We start from the raw sequence: 15650 nt of genomic DNA on the forward strand, positions 1-15650 counted from the left end.
CGAAACTGATCTTGACTTTGATACACACTAAGGTAGATCCTTACGTCTTATAGCATCTTGAAATCTTCGACTGCTATTTGTAGCAATTGCTAAATTCCTGCTCTCTCCGTTCGCCTTGCCCTTCTACCGAGCACAATATGGAGACACACCAGCGCAACGTTCCGCTCACCCGGCCCCAGGCGCAGCAGATTGATCTTCACCTCGTTCCCGGCGTTTGCAACCGACTGATCGCGGAGATGGCGTTACGCGACGTCTCGCAACACCAGCAAGTGCACTATCTCAGTGAGATCACTGGCCGTGCCTTGCAAACCGTCTCGCGCTGGATTGATCCCGACAAGCCCGGCATGCCGGACCTGCGGTCGCTCGCCCTCCTCTCCCTGCAGTTTGGTGTTGACGCAAACTGGCTCCTCGGCCTGTGCGCCCACCGCATGCCGTTCAGGGTTGATCTCCTGCCCGCGTTATTGGTGGCGCAATTGGCGCCCGAGCGCCCAGAGTCGTCGGACTGGCTAGGTCCCCTGTTAGGCAAAACCTTGGGGTTCGCGGCGCACTCGATCGCGACCATGCATGGCAACGATATGGCGCCCGTCATCCAGGACGGCTCTCCCTTCTTCTTCGACGGCACCGTCACCAAAGTCGATTCCAACGGCATCTATTACCTCCAATACCGTGGGCAGCCCCTGGTTCGCCATATAGAAATCCGCATCGGAGAAGGCTTCCTTCTCCGATGCGAAAACGCCCAAAACGAGCCGACCAAGGTGTGTGATCTGGACACGAGCCCCGACCTGCGCATACTCGGCCGCGTGACGCTGGCCCTCAATGCCTGCCGGCTGTAACCACTGTCATCCTGTCGACGCCGCAGGTGCCGGGCTTCTTCCGTTGAACAGTTCAACGGTGAAGCCCGGCAAACTTCAGCGATCAACAGCAGTGAGACTTAAGCAGCTTCCACCAATTGCGTCCAGTCACTCTGGCTCAATTCCAGCAACTTGCCACCGAGCTCCTCGAATTCCGTCGCACGATCATAGTCCTCGACTTCCTGCGAGTAGCCTGTAACGGCGTTGACGAGGCCATAGCCATTCAGGTGATGTTCGGAGATCAGATGTCGCAAAATACCCGCGCACTCGACCTCATTCAAGGCATACCGGTTGGCCAACACCTCGACGACCTTGACCGGATTGCCAGTGATCTGGATGCCCATGGTCTTGCGCATCTTCTCCGAAATCAGCTGGAACGTGGTTTCAGACACAGCGGTCTGCACCAGATCCCGCACCTTCAGGAAGATCGCCTCGTCTTCTGCTTCCAGCGTGTCATCCTGATACACCAGCACCGATTCGTCATCGGAGACGAGCGCCCGGCCGGCGTGGTTCTTGCGCATGCTACGGTCGGCCATGATCAAGCCATTGCTGCACACCAAGCGGTATAGCAGCGGCTCCACGCGCAGCGTTCCGCAACCGACTTCCGAATTGCTGACAATGACGCCGGCCTGCAGTATGTCGCCCGGCGCCACCTCGCATTCGAGCTTCGAGCTGACTACCTTGAGGTACAGCTTCGATTCAGTCAGTTCGACTGATTCGAACCGCGCACCAGGCAGTTCCTTCAGGATCGGCATCACGCTCATGGCGAGATCGAAGTTGTCCAGGCGACGGTAACGCGTGGACAGGAACGCCCGCGCCCTGCCGTCGAGCGTACGCACCATGAGCTATCCGGTGCGTTAATACGCAGCCAGCCGTTGATATTTTGATCCAACAGCTCCGGGGACTGTTCCCGCATCAGCTTGAAGTAGGTGAACGGTATGTTCAGCTTCTTCGCTAGCTGGGAGCAGGCCAATTCGCTGAGTGGGTACCGCACTGCGCCCTCTGCCTCGTCGACAACCAGACCACAATGACGGGACTCGAGCGTCGCGCTGTGCATCATCTTTGCGGGAACGATCAAGTCCCTTTTCGCGGCAACCTGACGTTCGAGTTCGGTCGCCAGGTCAATCAGTTTCACGTCCAGTCTTCATGATGGAACTCCAGAGAAAGATGCGGACGACCGGCCCCTACCGGGGGACGGCCCCCGCGGGGTTGAAATCGATCCGACAAAAATGCCGGTGCTAAGACGTGCCAGAGGGCACACACTCAAGGCTTCGTCGAAGCCTCAAAACGCAGTAACAAGAAGCGCGTTCACAGCGATCAGGCGGCCCGTTCAATGACCGTCTGCTGCGCAAGTACATTTGCCCAATCAGCGCCGGCAGCTCGGGGGATGAAACTTCCGCCGTGCGCCGCTCACCAACTACCCGCTTTTTGAGGAACTGCCGCGCCAGCCCGAACGCAGAAGCCTGACCATCAAACATGGCATCGGCGTCGTTGTCGCCATAAACACGCAGTCGGCGAACCTCGTCCGGAATCCACATGCGCTCCAGGTTTCCAGCGCAGATCCCCGACCAAATGGGTTGGCCTGTCCGCTTCAAGATGGCCAGGCCAGTCTCGATACCTTCACAGACCGCGAGATCGGGGCCAGAAGGCGCCAACCTAATCGCGCCGCCATCGACGCCGCCGCAAAGCAGCTTCTTAGCGTTCCTGCCCGGGACCTTCTGTCCGTTCTGCAGGTACGTGCGGTGCAGCGACACGACCTCGCCATGCCGGTCATGAATACATGCGACCATGGCGGGGTAGCGAGACACCAGCGCTGACTTCCCAGTCTGGGCGTCCAGCTCGTAATATCCCAGCGAAGCATGCGTTCGCAAGGCGTCGGGGTATTCAGACATTCCCAAACCCCGGTTATGCAGGTAGCGGTCCACCTCGTCACCACGCTCGATGGGCGTGGTCTCGGACAGAATTCGCTGAATGAGCGCGGGAATGTCCTTGGGCATCGCCGCGGCGGTAGCCAGCGCAGGCTGCATGCACAGACTCCGTTCAACGCGACAGAGCGCAGTCGCTGCACTCCATCCGAAGTAGCCCATGAGCAGCTTGAACCCGCCCCCTGCGCCACAGGCCCGGCACACATAGTTCCCGTCGCCGAACTTGTCCGTGTATTGAAACCGGTCGGTACCGCCGCATCCCGCCAGGGGACACGGCTGGTTCTTCCGGTTCAGCACTTTCTCATTCACTCCCAACGCAAGCAGCAGGTTCGTCCAGCGCCCGAATGCGTTGGTGCGCGCCAGCTGGAAGCGTGCTTCGAACTGTTCCTTGGTCATGACGCCTCCAGGAACGGTCAGCCGGCCAGTCGCCGCGTGAACAGCATGCCGCTCCTGAGGGCATGGCCAATCAGCGCGTCCATCATCAGACGGCGTGGCAGGTACATCGCTCGGCTTCCAGTGTCTCGTCCCATGTTGCGAATGACGAAGCCACCGAATTCAAGCGAGATCCTGACTGGCCTGTCCTGGCTGCGGATATGGAACAGCCGGCCCTGGCAGCCCGTAACGATCTCGCTTTCTTTCACCAGATACTCCAGTTCGCTCAGGGCGTGCACTTGTACGTAATGCTGGTCCGAGCGTAGAGCAATCGAAATTTCTTCAGACATGATGATCTCCTTTCACATGCGCGGCCGACCTTACGTCGACCGAATAGGCCTGGTCGTCCGGTAAACAAGCGAACTAAGAAAACAGGTCATTGCGTTCACTGTGGCGCTTGACCTCTTCGTTGAGCCACTGGGGGATTCTTCGCGAGGCAGTCGGCCACCCAGTTAGGGTTTGCCATGACCGCTTCTTGAACCCATTTCGGATAGGTACTGATCGTGGCCTCCAGCCAGCGACGCAAACGCACCCGCAGCCAGTCGCGCAGCTCCTCCGGGTCCAAAGACCCAATGAAGGGCAGTTCCGAGAGCGGACTGCATGACACAACACGAAGGCAGTTCACGAAGGAGAACGGCTTGGTATCGCGATCGGGGTCAGTAAACACCCATCGGATGATTTCGAACTTCTCGGCCAATGGCGTGCCTGGACTACTAAGCAGCCTGACCTTCTGCAGCAGCCACCAATGCAGGCGCACGACATCTTCTTCCGAAAATTCTATTGGAGTATCGTCGTTCAGCAACTGATGCCATGGATCGGCAGCGGGATCACGGCTTGAGGGCACGCGAACACCATCTGCCATATGGGCGGACTGGTTCATGATTGTCTCCCTGAGAAATGAAGAGCGAGACAATCATCCCGATGGGATGGTTGTCCCATGAGGATCGAAAAGACGCCGGCACTTACCGGCAAAAGAAAGGACTGGCTTGACTGCTACGGCGCGATGCCGTTCGGGACGGGCTGCCAGCTACCGTCGGGGAATCCGGGAAGATAGAGTTCGCTACCGCAGCCACCCGCCAATGGAACCAGGCCATGAGAAATCGCTGCGCCTAACGTTCAATCTAGGAAATGGAATTAGCAGCGTCAATCCTCGTTCAACGAAAAGGAATAGGCTGCCCCCGTTCACAGACATACGCGCATGCGATACCAATGGCACGGCGAAAAAGGGCAATTCCGTACGCACTTTTCTGGTTGCGTGCCCTTCTCTATCCAGTCAGGATCGGAACTACACGACACGTGCGGAGGGCACCGTGAACTCACCAACCGAAGCGAAACTGACGATCAAGGCTGACCACGGCGCAACCAACCGCAAGTTGCTGGCCCGTCAAGCCGCGGCCGACCTGACACGAATTGAATCTGCCAGCCGCAAGATCAGCATCCATCTATCGAGCCCGGAAGGCAAGCGTCTCTATCTCCGCTGCTTCGACATTACGCAGATGAACCTGCATTTCATCGCGGTGTTCGCGCGCATGAAACTGCCTGGGGAAGACGTTGATAAAGTTGAAGCGGAGCTACGCCAGCTTTTCGACTCCCGCCTCGCACGGCTTAACCAATCGCTCGTGGACATGGAGGCGAAGTGCCAAGCCAACGGCATCATAAGTCTGGCGACCTACGACGTTGAACCCATGCTCATCGAGGCTAAGGTATATTCAACACTCGGCCGGTTGCTGCTCGAGATGATCGGAAAAATCGATCAGCTCATGCCAATGCTCGAGACACTTTGTATCGATGAGGCAATCTCTACAGGCCAGTTGAACGTCGAAAAATCACGGACGAAAAAGAATGTGCGCGGCGCAGCAAGCGCAACGCGCATGCTTAGGATGGCGCTCGAAAAGCGTATCGCAGCATCAGACGCCGTCCTGAGTCAACGTTCCGGAGAACTTTCATCCGCCGAGCAAGCAATCATAGGTGTGAGAGATGCAATTTCAGAGAAGTAGCCGAATGTAAGGAAATTCATTCAGCAAGCAGGCTTTAGATGTAGGGCTCACGCGAACGGCTGCGCAAGCCATTACTTGTAGTAGTTCAGATCTGATCGTACAGTAGGGCCTTGCCAAGGGTGGGGTTACCCGGTTTGATAGAGGTGCGAATCTTTATTAAACCAGCGTGAAAACGCAAGGAGTAACCCCATGCGTAGTTTTCCTCAGAACGTCATTAAACACAAGGTCGGCCTGCTAAATTTGGCGACCGAGCTTGGCAACGTGTCCCGTGCCTGCAAGGTGATGGGATTTTCCCGTGATACCTTCTACCGGTATCAGTCGGCAGTCGAGTCGGGCGGTGTGGATGCCCTGATCGATGCCAATCGCAGAAAGCCCAACATCAAGAATCGGGTGGACGAGGCAACCGAAGCTGCGGTCCTAGCCCTCACCCTGGAGCAACCTGCGTATGGCCAACTGCGGGCCTCTAACGAGCTGCGCGGGCGTGGTGTGTTCGTTTCACCTTCCGGCGTGCGCTCGATCTGGATGCGCCACGACCTTGAGTCATTCAAGAAGCGGCTGCTAGCCCTTGAGCGTCACGTAGCCAAGACCGGCGACGTTCTTACCGAAGCACAGGTAACAGCATTGGAGCGAAAACAAGATGACGACCTGGCATGCGGTGAAATCGAGACTGCGCACCCAGGCTATCTCGGAAGCCAGGACACCTTCTATGTAGGAACGATCAAGGGCGTGGGCAGGATATACCAGCAGACCTTTGTCGACACCTATTCCAAGTGGGCAGCCGCCAAGCTCTATACGACAAAAACGCCGATCACCGCTGCAGACTTGCTCAACGACCGTGTCCTTCCATTCATGGAAGAACACGGAATGGGTGTCATCCGGATTCTGACCGACCGGGGCACCGAATACTGCGGCAAGGCAGAGCACCATGACTATCAGCTCTACCTAGCCTTGAATGAGATCGAGCACACCAAGACGAAGGTACGGCACCCGCAAACCAATGGCATCTGCGAGCGCTTCCACAAGACGGTGCTGAACGAGTTTTACCAGGTGAATTTCCGCAAGAAGATCTACCGCAGCATTGCAGAACTTCAGGTAGACCTGGATGACTGGGTCTATCGCTACAACCACGAGCGGACACACCAGGGCAAGATGTGCTGTGGGCGCACACCGATTCAAACCCTAATTGACGGAAAGGAGGCTTGGCGCGATAAAATCAGCGCATTGAACGACGGAATTTGACCTGACAGAACCGACGTCAAACCGGGGCACTGTCAGATCAGATCGCGACTACTACACATTAAAACATCTTATCACCCGCCTGTTCACGATCCTTCCAGACCAAGCTAAACACTATCTTAAGACCGCCGAGACAGGTAATAATATTCCGATGATGTTAGCAATTTCAGCTGTTGATTGGGCTAAAGAGGTGCCTCTAAAGGAACTCCTTGCAAGGGAATATGCCAGCCAAAGTAGTCTCAATACAGAAAAAGTCATCGAGACTCTGCAGAACACCGTTTCGTTCGGATTGCCCGCACTGTTATCACCGATCTATGCGATGTATGCTCCCAATTCGATCATGCTCTCCGCAATGGAGCGCGGAGCGTACCAACCAGGAACAATTGAACAAATCAATAACAATGTTCCCCGTGAGACTGCTATTGCAGTACTCAAACGTGCGAAGAGCCAAGGCATTACGCTAAACACGCTCCCAGAAGTTGTTCACTACCTTCGTCGCACAAAAGTACAATATTGGAGTGCGATCCAATTTAGACATCTTGTTCCGGTCGAGGACATCCTTCAATGAGTTCCCTCGGCTCAATCTGAACAGGGCACATGAGGAGCCCATCAAGTAACATCTGCGCAAACGGCATGGCAATGCATTTGTTCCTAAACAGAGCAATGAATTGTGCCTTAGTAGCCGTAGAGCAAGCCTTAACAGCTAACGCCCGATCCCTCGCGGACCTCTTCCCATCGTTGAAAAGGAGACGGTGGCCGGATCGGGTGCCGCCTTCGAGCTCCTCTTCCAGCACTAGACATCCGTAGCCTATCCAAGTTCCAACGGCGCTGCTTGCATGCGTTTTCCGGTACACGCAAATTGACTACATCAGCCAACTGTCTTAGAGTGCACCAGCAGTAGCTGGCCCTGCTGAAGTGGGCGAGCCTTCTCCAAATCTCCTGGCTTCGCGACTAATCTTCTCGCACACGCGTTGCAAGCCAAGACGTCTGTTTCACATCTTCAGTTCGATTGCCCTCGATTGCTCCGTTGCGTTTGACGATATGCGAGCGAACATGTCCACGTAAATCGAACCGCCAAGGACTGAAAAATCAGTCGGCACATCCGCCCACATTCGAAGACTGAAGGAGACCGAAATGTGTAATTACGTGTTCTTCATTTGCACTTTAAACGCGGTGTCGTCGCTTGTCCCCCCTCCATGCGAAGAGTCATTTGCCGCTATGCCCTCGTGCCTTGAGACATTCATAACCAATAGACTAACCGATGCTATCGCCGCATCACCCAGTGGGACCAATACTGGTGCACAAACCTTTATCCACGAGACCCATGAGGAGCCGATATGACTACCGTCAAAAAATTCCTGCGGCTGCCGGCGGTCATCGAGGGCGACGGGATGGTCCCGCACGACCATCTGGAGAAAGGTGAAGGCAGGTGTGCTTCCGGCGCCCATCCCTATCGGCCCCAACACCATCGCATGGGATGCGGCGGAGATCGCCCAGTGGCAGCAGCAATGCATCGACATCAGTCGTAAAAGTGCCTGATGGTTTCATGCGATGCCATCGCGTCAATTCCGATGCCACGAAATTGGGGGGGAAATGGGGGGGAAATTTCCCAGAAACGAAAAAGGCCAATCTGACGATTGGCCTAAGTCCTTGATTCTAATGGTCGGGGCGAGAAGATTCGAACTTCCGACCCCCTGCACCCCATGCAGGTACGCTACCAGGCTGCGCTACGCCCCGACTCGAGCCACGCATTATAGCAGAGCAAATTCAATTTTTGCCAACTTTGCCTCATACTAGGCGCATGATGATCGACACTGCCCTTATTCTGCACGCATCTGAACTCATCCGGCAGGCTGACGGCCTCGTTGTGGCGGCTGGCGCGGGCATGGGCGTGGACTCGGGCTTGCCTGATTTCCGGGGCAACGCGGGCTTCTGGCAGGCTTACCCTGCCCTCGGCAAGGCGAAGATGGAGTTCACGCGGGTGGCGTCGCCGGCGACGTTCCGGCGCGATCCGGCGCTGGCCTGGGGGTTTTATGGACACCGCCTGGCGCTCTATCGCCACACCGTGCCGCACGAGGGCTTTGCGATCCTGCGGCGCTGGGCGGAAGCGATGCCGCAGGGCGCGGCTGTCTTCACCAGCAATGTGGATGGACACTTCCAGCGCGCGGGCTTCGAGAACGTGTACGAGTGCCACGGTTCGATCCATCACCTGCAGTGCCTGCAGCCGTGCAGCGCCGATATCTGGAGTGCGGATGGCTTTATGCCGGATGTCGATAACGACGCGTGCCAGCTTCTGAACTCGCCGCCGCATTGTCCGCATTGTGGAGGGCTGGCGAGGCCGAATATTTTGATGTTTGGGGATGGTGAGTGGGTGGAGCAGCGCAGCGCGGAGCAGGCGGAGCGGCTGGGGAATTGGCTGGATAAGGTGCAGCGTCCGCTGGTGATTGAGTTGGGGGCGGGGACGGCGATTCCGTCGGTGCGCTATTTCAGCCAGCAGGTTGTGGCGAGGGGGGGACGGCTGATTCGGATTAACCCCCGCGAGCCGCAGGTGTCGAGCGTGCGGGATGTGGGGATGGCGGCGGGGGCGCTCGACGGGTTGAGGGCGATTGCGGGGGCTTTGGATTAGAACCAAGGGCAAGAGCTGGTGTCTGCCACGATGTGGCAGACACCTGGTTCACGGCGCGGGCTTAGGCGTATTTGACCGAGATGCTGGACAGGCCTTCGACTTGGCCGATCATCAGTTGGCCGCGCTGGACGGCGCCGACGCCTTCGGGGGTGCCGGTGAAAATCAGGTCGCCGGGTTCGAGCTTGAAGAGCGTGGACAGATTGGCGATGGTTTCGCTGATCGACCAGATCAGGTGCGTTACGTGGCTGGACTGCTTTACCGCGCCGTCCACGGAAAGCGAAATCGCGGCGCGCGCGACGTCGCCGGCTTCCGCGGCGCGGCGGATCTCGCCGACGGGCGCCGAATAATCGAAGGCCTTGCCGATCTCCCACGGACGTCCGGCATCTTTCATCTTCCCTTGCAGGTCGCGGCGCGTCATGTCCAGGCCCACGGCATAGCCGAAGACGTGGGACAGCGCATCGTCAACGGCGATGTCCGCCCCGCCCTTGCCGATGGCGACCACCAGCTCGCACTCGTAGTGGAAGTTATTGGTCAGCGAAGGGAATGGCAGTTCGACGGTCGCGCCGGGCGCCACGGGCACCACGGCGTCGCCCGGTTTGCAGAAGAAGAATGGCGGTTCGCGGTCCGGATCGGAACCCATTTCGCGCGCGTGGCCCGCGTAGTTGCGACCGACGCAGTAGACGCGGCGCACCGGGAAGCGTGCATCGGTGCCGGCGACCGGCAGGCCCGCGATGTGATGCGGGGGGAAGACGTATTGAGTGCTCATCATGCTCCTTCAGGTGAATAGCAAGGTCCGGCAGACCGCCTGGAAGCGCGGCAGCAGGCCGTCCGCATCCAGGCCGGGATTATGCAAAGCGCGCAGTTGCAGGCCCTGGAACATCGAGATCAGGGTTTCCATGATGGCGTCGATGGTCTTGTCATCGGCGGGCAGGCCGTGCAATTCGCGTCCCTTGCGCAGGATACCGCGGAATTCCGTGCGTGCGCGCAGGTCCGCATCCTGCGCCACCGTCGCAATGCGCGGGTTACGCGAGGACTCGGCAAAAATCTCCAGCGGCAGCATCCAGTATTCGGGATCGAGATTCTGGCGTATATGCTGGGGCACTTCATCCAGCAGCGCCTGCAGCGGATCGTCGCTGGCTCCCAGGCCGCGGATCATGGTGGACACGCGCTCCATATCCTCTTCCACGAAGGCGATGATGATTTCGTCCTTGCTGTCGAAGTAGTTGTAGATATGGCCGGCGCTCATGCCGGCGGCCTTGGAAATTTCGGACATGCTGGCGCCGTGGAAGCCGCTGCGCTTGAAGCACGCTGCAGCCGCTTCCAGTACCTGGCGGCGGCGGTGGGCGGCGCGCTCTGGGTCGATACGGCGTTTTTCTGGAACGGTCATGGTGACGGGTATTATTCAGTAAGGCACCACTGTGCACATGCACAGCACATTTGTCAAACGGCAGGACTCGATTGCAAATTTACAACGACCCTGAATTTAGCGCGGGGGTCGCTCGTGCAGATGATATGATGGGTAAGCAGCTATCCGTTCTCCTTCCCTTGAAAGTGTAACGAAATGGCCTCCCGCACCACACGCACGATTGAAATGCGCCCTGCCGAAGCGGGCGACCAGCGTTTCATGCAGCAGCTGTACGCCAGCACCCAGAACGGCGAACTGCGCATGGGCGGCTGCGACGCCAATACCGAAGTCCTGCTGATCGGCCTGCAATTCAAGGCCCGCCAGACCTGGTTCCAGAATCACTATCCCCACGCCGACCTGGCCGTGATCATGGACCGCGACCGGCCCGTCGGCCGCCTCTACGTCGACTACGGCGTCGAGGAAATTCGCATCCTGGATATTTGCCTGATCCCGAATACCGCAACCGTGGCATCGGCCTCGGCCTGCTGCGCAGCCTGCAAGCCCAGGGCGCCCGCATGCGCGTGCCGGTGCGCCTCAGCGTGCTGCTCGGCAGCCCCGCCCAGCGCCTCTACCAGCGCTGCGGCTTCGTGAACCTGGGCGTGGACGGCCTCCACAACAGCATGGAGTGGCAGCCGCCACGCTGAACTTCCCTTAGCCCCAGCCGCCGCCCAGCACCTTGTACAGGGTGATCTGGTTGCTGGCCTTCGCCAGCCGGGCCGTGATCAGGCCCTGCTGCGCCGCATACATCGCACGCTGGGATACCAGCGCATTCAGGTAAGACTCGGCGCCCTGCTTGTAGCGGGCCTCATGCAGCTGGAAGCTCTTTTCCGACGCGGTGGTCAGCGCAACCTGCGACGCCAGGCGCTCGTCCATCGTACCGCGCTGGGCCAGCGCATCGGCCACTTCGCGGAAAGCGGACTGGATGGACTTCTCGTAGCGGGCCACGGCGATCTCGCGATCGGTCCTGGCAATCGACAGGTTGGCGCTGTTTACGCCGCCATCGAAGATTGGCAGGCGCACCTGCGGCATGAAGGTCCACGAACCGCTGCCGCCCTTGAACAGGCCGGAGAGGTCGCCGCTGGCACTGCCGGCGCTGCCGGTCAGGGTGATACTGGGGGAAGAAGGCCGCGCGCGCCACGCCGATATTCGCATTGGCCGCCTGCAGGCTGCGTTCCGCTTCCAGCACGTCCGGACGGCGCTGCAGCACGGTGGAGGGCACGCCTTCCGGCAGATCCGCCAGCTGGGCCACGTTGTCGATCGCCCCTTGCGGCAGCAATTCCTTCGCACCGGTACACCGACCAGCAGGGCCAACGCGTTTTCGTCGGCCGCTACCTGGGCGGTGTAGATTGCCATGTCGTTGCGGGCAGCTTCCACGCTGCTCTGCGCTTCGTACATGTCGAGTCCCGATGTGGCACCGGACTCAAAACGGCGCTTGCTCAATTCATAGGAAATCTGCTGGCTTTTCAGCGTGTCCTGCGCCAGGCGCAGGCGCTCCTTATCGGCCGCCAGCGTCAGCCAGGCGGTGGCCACTTCGGACACCAGGCTGATTTGCTGCGCATTGCGCGCTTCCTGTGTGCCCAGGTATGTCTGCAGGCCCGCTTCGGACAGGTTACGCACCTTGCCGAAGAAGTCCAGCTCATAGGACGGGAACAACAGGCCGCCGGTGTACTGGCGCGTGATGCCGCCGCCCGGCGCGCGGGTCGCTGTCTGGTCCACGCCGGCCGAGACTTTCGGCAGCAGGTCGGCGCGCTGGATGCCGTACTGGGCGCGCGCCTTCTCGATGTTCAGCGTGGACACGCGCAAGTCGCGGTTATTGGCCAGCGCCATGCTCACCACCTGGCGCAGCTTTTCATCGGCGATGAAGTCGCGCCACTGGATGTCGGCAGCAGCCTTCGCATCAGGCGCCGTCTTGCCCGGCTGGTAGGCCTCGCCCTGCGGCCACGCCGCAGTCACGGGCGCATCCGGCCGCTGGTAGACGGGCGCCAGGCTGCAGCCGCTCAGGAAGGCCGCTACAGCAAGGGTAATCAAAGTCTTGTTCATATCAGTTTGCTTCCACAACGTTTGCGCCGTGCGACGGGGCGGCCTTGCGGCCTACCCATGCGCGCACCAGCACGAAGAACACGGGCACGAAGAAGATGCCGAGGAAGGTCGCGCTCAGCATCCCGCCCAGCACGCCCACGCCGATCGCGTTCTGGCTGCCGGAACCCGCGCCGTTCGAGATGGCCAGCGGCAGCACGCCGAGGCCGAAGGCGATGGACGTCATCAGGATCGGACGCAGGCGCAGCTTCACTGCCTGCAGCGTGGCTTCCACCAGCTCTACACCCTGCTCCTGCAGCTCCTTGGCGAATTCCACGATCAGGATCGCGTTCTTCGCGGAGAGGCCAACGACCGTCAGCAGGCCCACCTGGAAATACACGTCGTTCGACAGGTGGAAGCCCCAGGTGGCGAGCACGGTGCCCAGCACGCCCAGCGGCACGACCAGCAGCACGGAGAACGGCACCGACCAGCTTTCATACAGCGCGGCCAGGCACAGGAACACGATCAGCACGGAGATCGTGTACAACATCGGCGTCTGCGCACCGGAGTCGCGCTCTTCCAGCGACAGGCCGGTCCACTCGATGCCCACGCCGGCCGGCAGCTTGGCCGCGATCTTTTCCATCTCGGCCATTGCCACGCCCGAGCTCACGCCCGGCGCCGCCATGCCCTGGATGTTCAGCGAAGACACGCCGTTATAGCGTTCCAGGCGCGGCGAGGCGTAAGTCCACTCGCCGGTGGCGAAGGCGGAGAACGGCACCATCTCGCCCTGGGCATTGCGCACGAACCATTTGTTCAGGTCTTCCGGCGCCATGCGCGATTCAGCCTGGCCTTGCACATACACTTTCTTTACGCGGCCACGGTCAATGAAGTCGTTGACGTAGGAGCTGCCCCAGCCCGTGCTCAGCACCTTGTTCACGTCGGCGATGGAAAGGCCCAGCGCAGTTGCTTTCTGCTGGTCGATATTCAGCTTGTACTGCGGCGTATCTTCCTGGCCGTTGGGACGCACGCCCACCAGCAGCGGATTCTGTGCGGCCATGCCCAGCATCTGGTTGCGCGCTTCCATCAGCTTCTCGTGGCCCACGCCACCGATATCCTGCAGCTGCAGGTCGAACCCGGAAGCGTTACCAAGCTCGATCACGGCCGGCGGCGTAAAGGCGAAGGCCATGGCGTCGCGCAGTTGCGAGAACGCGCCCATTGCACGGCCGGCGATGGAGTCGGCACGGTTCTCAACGCCATGGCGCAGCGACCAGTCTTTCAGCTTGACGAATGCGATGCCGGAATTCTGGCCGCCACCCGCAAAGCTGAAACCAGCCACCGAGAACACGGATTCCACGTTCGCCTTCTCGTCCTGCAGGAAATGCTGTTCCACCTTTTCGATGGTCTTCAGCGTGCGCTGCTGGGTGGCGCCGGTCGGCAGCTGGACCTGCGCAAACAGCACGCCCTGGTCTTCTTCCGGCAGGAAGGAAGTCGGCAGGCGCATGAACACCAGCGCCAGCACGCCGAGGATGGCGGCGTACACGATCATCGAACGGCCGCGGCGGCGCAGCATCGCACCCACCCAGCCCTGGTACTTCGTGGCGCTGCGGTCGAAGCTGCGATTGAACCAGCCGAAGAAGCCCTTGCCCGTGGCCGGGTGGCCCGGCTGCAGGAAGGTGGCGCACAGCGCCGGGGTAAACACCATCGCCACCAGCACGGACAGCACCATCGCCGATACGATCGTGATCGAGAACTGTCGATAAATCACACCGGTCGAACCGCCGAAGAAGGCCATCGGCACGAACACGGCGGACAGCACCATCGCAATACCCACCAGGGCGCCCGAGATCTGGCCCATCGACTTGCGCGTCGCTTCCTTGGGCGACAAGCCCTCTTCCGTCATCACGCGCTCCACGTTTTCCACCACCACGATGGCGTCGTCCACCAGCAGGCCGATGGCCAGCACCATGGCGAACATGGTCAGCGTGTTGATCGAGTAGCCCAGCGCGGACAGGATGCCGAAGGTGCCCAGCAGCACAACCGGCACGGCCATGGTCGGGATCAGCGTGGCGCGGAAATTCTGCAGGAACAGGTACATCACGAGGAAGACCAGGACCACGGCCTCCACCAGCGTCTTCACCACTTCGTGGATAGAGAGCTTCACGAAAGGCGTGGTGTCGTACGGCGTTACGGTTTTCAGGCCAGCCGGGAACTGCTTCTGCAATTGCGCAACCTTGGCATTGACGGCAGTAGCGGTGTCCAGAGCATTGGCGCCGGAAGCGAGCTTGATCGCCAGGCCGGTTGCAGGCTGGCCATTGTAGCGGGCCACTGTACTGTAACTCTCGCTGCCCAGTTCAATTTTCGCCACATCGCGCAGGTGCACGGTGGCGCCGCTGGTCGTGGTCTTCAGCAGGATGGCGCCGAACTGCTCGGCGGTCTGCAGGCGGCTCTGCGCCGTTACGGTTGCATTCAACTGCTGGCCCGGCACGGCGGGCGCGCCGCCCAGTTCACCGGCGGAGACTTCCGTGTTCTGCGCCTGGATGGCATTGGACACGTCGTCCGGCGTCAGCTGGTAGCTTTGCAATTTGGACGGGTCCAGCCAGATGCGCATGGCGTACTGGGAACCGAACATCTGCACGTCGCCCACGCCTTCCACGCGGCTGAGTGAATCGACGATGTTGGCGGCCACGTAGTCGGCAATGTCGACCTGGTTCATGCTGCCGTTGTCGGACACGAAGCCCAGCACCATCATGAAGTTGTCGGTCGCTTTCGACACCACCAGGCCTTGCTGGGTCACTGCGGCAGGCAGCAGCGGCGTTGCCAGCTGCAGCTTGTTCTGCACCTGCACCTGGGCGATGTCCGGATTGGTGCCGTTGGTGAAGGTCAGCTTGATGCTGATGCCGCCGGTGGAATCGCTGGTGGAGGTCATGTAGCGCAGGCCGTCGATACCCTTCATCTTCTGCTCGATGACCTGAGTTACGGCGTCTTCCACCGTCTTGGCGGACGCGCCCGGATACATGCCGTTGATCGAGATCGACGGCGGCGCAATGCTCGGATACTGGGAGATGGGCAGCTGGGTGATGGCCAGCACGCCCGCCAGCATGACGACAATCGCGATCACCCATGCAAAGATGGGGCGCTCAATGAAAAATCGGGACATGGTCG

General features: G+C 59.8%; 17 protein-coding genes and 1 tRNA gene. 7 read left to right on the forward strand and 11 right to left on the reverse strand.

The genetic code is table 11. The features are described from left to right. The first annotated feature begins 137 nt into the window (after positions 1–137). Positions 138–833, forward strand: coding sequence for a helix-turn-helix transcriptional regulator (locus tag ACHMW6_RS25900; RefSeq protein ID WP_395401160.1), 696 nt, complete (start codon positions 138–140; stop codon positions 831–833). Between the two features lie 98 nt (positions 834–931). On the opposite strand, the gene ACHMW6_RS25905 is transcribed toward ACHMW6_RS25900, so the two are convergent. The 5 genes from ACHMW6_RS25905 to ACHMW6_RS25925 form a co-directional block, all read right to left on the reverse strand. After that, on the reverse strand, positions 932–1693 hold the full coding sequence (locus ACHMW6_RS25905; protein ID WP_395401162.1) for a DUF932 domain-containing protein: 762 nt from the start codon (positions 1691–1693) through the stop codon (positions 932–934). Beyond that, positions 1612–1986 (reverse strand): hypothetical protein, encoded by a 375-nt coding sequence (locus ACHMW6_RS25910; protein ID WP_395401164.1) that lies wholly within the window; start codon positions 1984–1986, stop codon positions 1612–1614. Before ACHMW6_RS25910 ends, ACHMW6_RS25905 begins: the two co-directional genes overlap by 82 nt. Before the next feature lie 103 nt (positions 1987–2089). Continuing rightward, positions 2090–3172: a toprim domain-containing protein gene (locus ACHMW6_RS25915; RefSeq protein WP_395401166.1), complete on the reverse strand. Its 1083-nt coding sequence runs from the start codon at positions 3170–3172 to the stop codon at positions 2090–2092. Between the two features lie 17 nt (positions 3173–3189). After that, complete coding sequence (locus tag ACHMW6_RS25920; protein ID WP_395401168.1) at positions 3190–3498, reverse strand: hypothetical protein; 309 nt, start codon at positions 3496–3498, stop codon at positions 3190–3192. 95 nt (positions 3499–3593) lie between these two features. Next, positions 3594–4088, reverse strand: coding sequence for a hypothetical protein (locus ACHMW6_RS25925; RefSeq protein ID WP_395401170.1), 495 nt, complete (start codon positions 4086–4088; stop codon positions 3594–3596). A 430-nt stretch (positions 4089–4518) separates the two neighbouring features. On the opposite strand from ACHMW6_RS25925, the gene ACHMW6_RS25930 reads away from it, so the two are divergent. The 4 genes from ACHMW6_RS25930 (at position 4519) to ACHMW6_RS25945 (ending at position 7980) form a co-directional block, all read left to right on the forward strand. Continuing rightward, positions 4519–5205 (forward strand): DUF1845 domain-containing protein, encoded by a 687-nt coding sequence (locus ACHMW6_RS25930; RefSeq protein ID WP_395401172.1) that lies wholly within the window; start codon positions 4519–4521, stop codon positions 5203–5205. Positions 5206–5394: 189 nt separating this feature from the next. Further along, the gene (locus ACHMW6_RS25935) at positions 5395–6444 is read left to right on the forward strand and encodes an IS481 family transposase (protein ID WP_395401094.1); all 1050 of its coding nucleotides are present in this window, start codon (positions 5395–5397) and stop codon (positions 6442–6444) included. Positions 6445–6592: 148 nt separating this feature from the next. Continuing rightward, positions 6593–7009 carry a hypothetical protein gene (locus ACHMW6_RS25940; protein WP_395401174.1) on the forward strand — a complete coding sequence of 139 codons (417 nt, stop codon included), beginning with the start codon at positions 6593–6595 and terminating at the stop codon, positions 7007–7009. 863 nt (positions 7010–7872) lie between these two features. Beyond that, complete coding sequence (locus tag ACHMW6_RS25945; protein WP_395408713.1) at positions 7873–7980, forward strand: helix-turn-helix transcriptional regulator; 108 nt, start codon at positions 7873–7875, stop codon at positions 7978–7980. 121 nt (positions 7981–8101) lie between these two features. Here ACHMW6_RS25945 and ACHMW6_RS25950 read toward each other — a convergent pair. Next, positions 8102–8178: transfer RNA gene (locus ACHMW6_RS25950), tRNA-Pro, on the reverse strand. A 64-nt stretch (positions 8179–8242) separates the two neighbouring features. Between ACHMW6_RS25950 and ACHMW6_RS25955 the strand changes: the two genes are divergently transcribed. After that, a complete protein-coding gene (locus tag ACHMW6_RS25955) occupies positions 8243–9067 on the forward strand; it encodes an SIR2 family NAD-dependent protein deacylase (protein WP_395401176.1) in 825 nt (274 codons plus the stop codon). A 61-nt stretch (positions 9068–9128) separates the two neighbouring features. On the opposite strand, the gene ACHMW6_RS25960 is transcribed toward ACHMW6_RS25955, so the two are convergent. From ACHMW6_RS25960 to ACHMW6_RS25970, 3 genes are all read right to left on the reverse strand, one after another. Further along, positions 9129–9833 (reverse strand): fumarylacetoacetate hydrolase family protein, encoded by a 705-nt coding sequence (locus ACHMW6_RS25960; protein ID WP_395408714.1) that lies wholly within the window; start codon positions 9831–9833, stop codon positions 9129–9131. 9 nt (positions 9834–9842) lie between these two features. Then, positions 9843–10454, reverse strand: a complete 612-nt coding sequence (locus tag ACHMW6_RS25965) for a TetR/AcrR family transcriptional regulator (protein ID WP_395401178.1) — start codon at positions 10452–10454, stop codon at positions 9843–9845. Between the two features lie 96 nt (positions 10455–10550). Beyond that, on the reverse strand, positions 10551–10814 hold the full coding sequence (locus tag ACHMW6_RS25970) for a hypothetical protein (RefSeq protein WP_395401180.1): 264 nt from the start codon (positions 10812–10814) through the stop codon (positions 10551–10553). Positions 10815–10912: 98 nt separating this feature from the next. On the opposite strand from ACHMW6_RS25970, the gene ACHMW6_RS25975 reads away from it, so the two are divergent. After that, entirely contained in the window at positions 10913–11116 is a 204-nt protein-coding gene (locus tag ACHMW6_RS25975) for a GNAT family N-acetyltransferase (RefSeq protein ID WP_395401182.1), read from the forward strand. A 7-nt stretch (positions 11117–11123) separates the two neighbouring features. Here the strand turns inward: ACHMW6_RS25975 and ACHMW6_RS25980 are convergent, their stop codons facing one another. Beyond that, positions 11124–12512: a TolC family protein gene (locus ACHMW6_RS25980; RefSeq protein WP_395401184.1), complete on the reverse strand. Its 1389-nt coding sequence runs from the start codon at positions 12510–12512 to the stop codon at positions 11124–11126. Between the two features lies 1 nt (position 12513). Then, positions 12514–15645, reverse strand: coding sequence for an efflux RND transporter permease subunit (locus tag ACHMW6_RS25985; RefSeq protein WP_395401186.1), 3132 nt, complete (start codon positions 15643–15645; stop codon positions 12514–12516). Positions 15646–15650: the final 5 nt, after the last annotated feature.

It is taken from the genome of Pseudoduganella sp. UC29_106, from assembly GCF_044055365.1.
Lineage (GTDB): Bacteria > Pseudomonadota > Gammaproteobacteria > Burkholderiales > Burkholderiaceae_D > Rugamonas.

Bases quoted from the DNA above. Each gene is read 5' to 3' on its own strand.
- ACHMW6_RS25965 (WP_395401178.1), bottom strand. From the start codon at position 10,454: ATGACCGTTCCAGAAAAACGCCGTATCGACCCAGAGCGCGCCGCCCAC.
- ACHMW6_RS25940 (WP_395401174.1), top strand. From the start codon at position 6,593: ATGATGTTAGCAATTTCAGCTGTTGATTGGGCTAAAGAGGTGCCTCTA.
- ACHMW6_RS25980 (WP_395401184.1), bottom strand. From the start codon at position 12,512: ATGAACAAGACTTTGATTACCCTTGCTGTAGCGGCCTTCCTGAGCGGC.
- ACHMW6_RS25960 (WP_395408714.1), bottom strand. From the start codon at position 9,833: ATGAGCACTCAATACGTCTTCCCCCCGCATCACATCGCGGGCCTGCCG.
- ACHMW6_RS25935 (WP_395401094.1), top strand. From the start codon at position 5,395: ATGCGTAGTTTTCCTCAGAACGTCATTAAACACAAGGTCGGCCTGCTA.
- ACHMW6_RS25905 (WP_395401162.1), bottom strand. From the start codon at position 1,693: ATGGTGCGTACGCTCGACGGCAGGGCGCGGGCGTTCCTGTCCACGCGT.
- ACHMW6_RS25915 (WP_395401166.1), bottom strand. From the start codon at position 3,172: ATGACCAAGGAACAGTTCGAAGCACGCTTCCAGCTGGCGCGCACCAAC.
- ACHMW6_RS25955 (WP_395401176.1), top strand. From the start codon at position 8,243: ATGATGATCGACACTGCCCTTATTCTGCACGCATCTGAACTCATCCGG.
- ACHMW6_RS25900 (WP_395401160.1), top strand. From the start codon at position 138: ATGGAGACACACCAGCGCAACGTTCCGCTCACCCGGCCCCAGGCGCAG.
- ACHMW6_RS25985 (WP_395401186.1), bottom strand. From the start codon at position 15,645: ATGTCCCGATTTTTCATTGAGCGCCCCATCTTTGCATGGGTGATCGCG.
- ACHMW6_RS25925 (WP_395401170.1), bottom strand. From the start codon at position 4,088: ATGAACCAGTCCGCCCATATGGCAGATGGTGTTCGCGTGCCCTCAAGC.
- ACHMW6_RS25920 (WP_395401168.1), bottom strand. From the start codon at position 3,498: ATGTCTGAAGAAATTTCGATTGCTCTACGCTCGGACCAGCATTACGTA.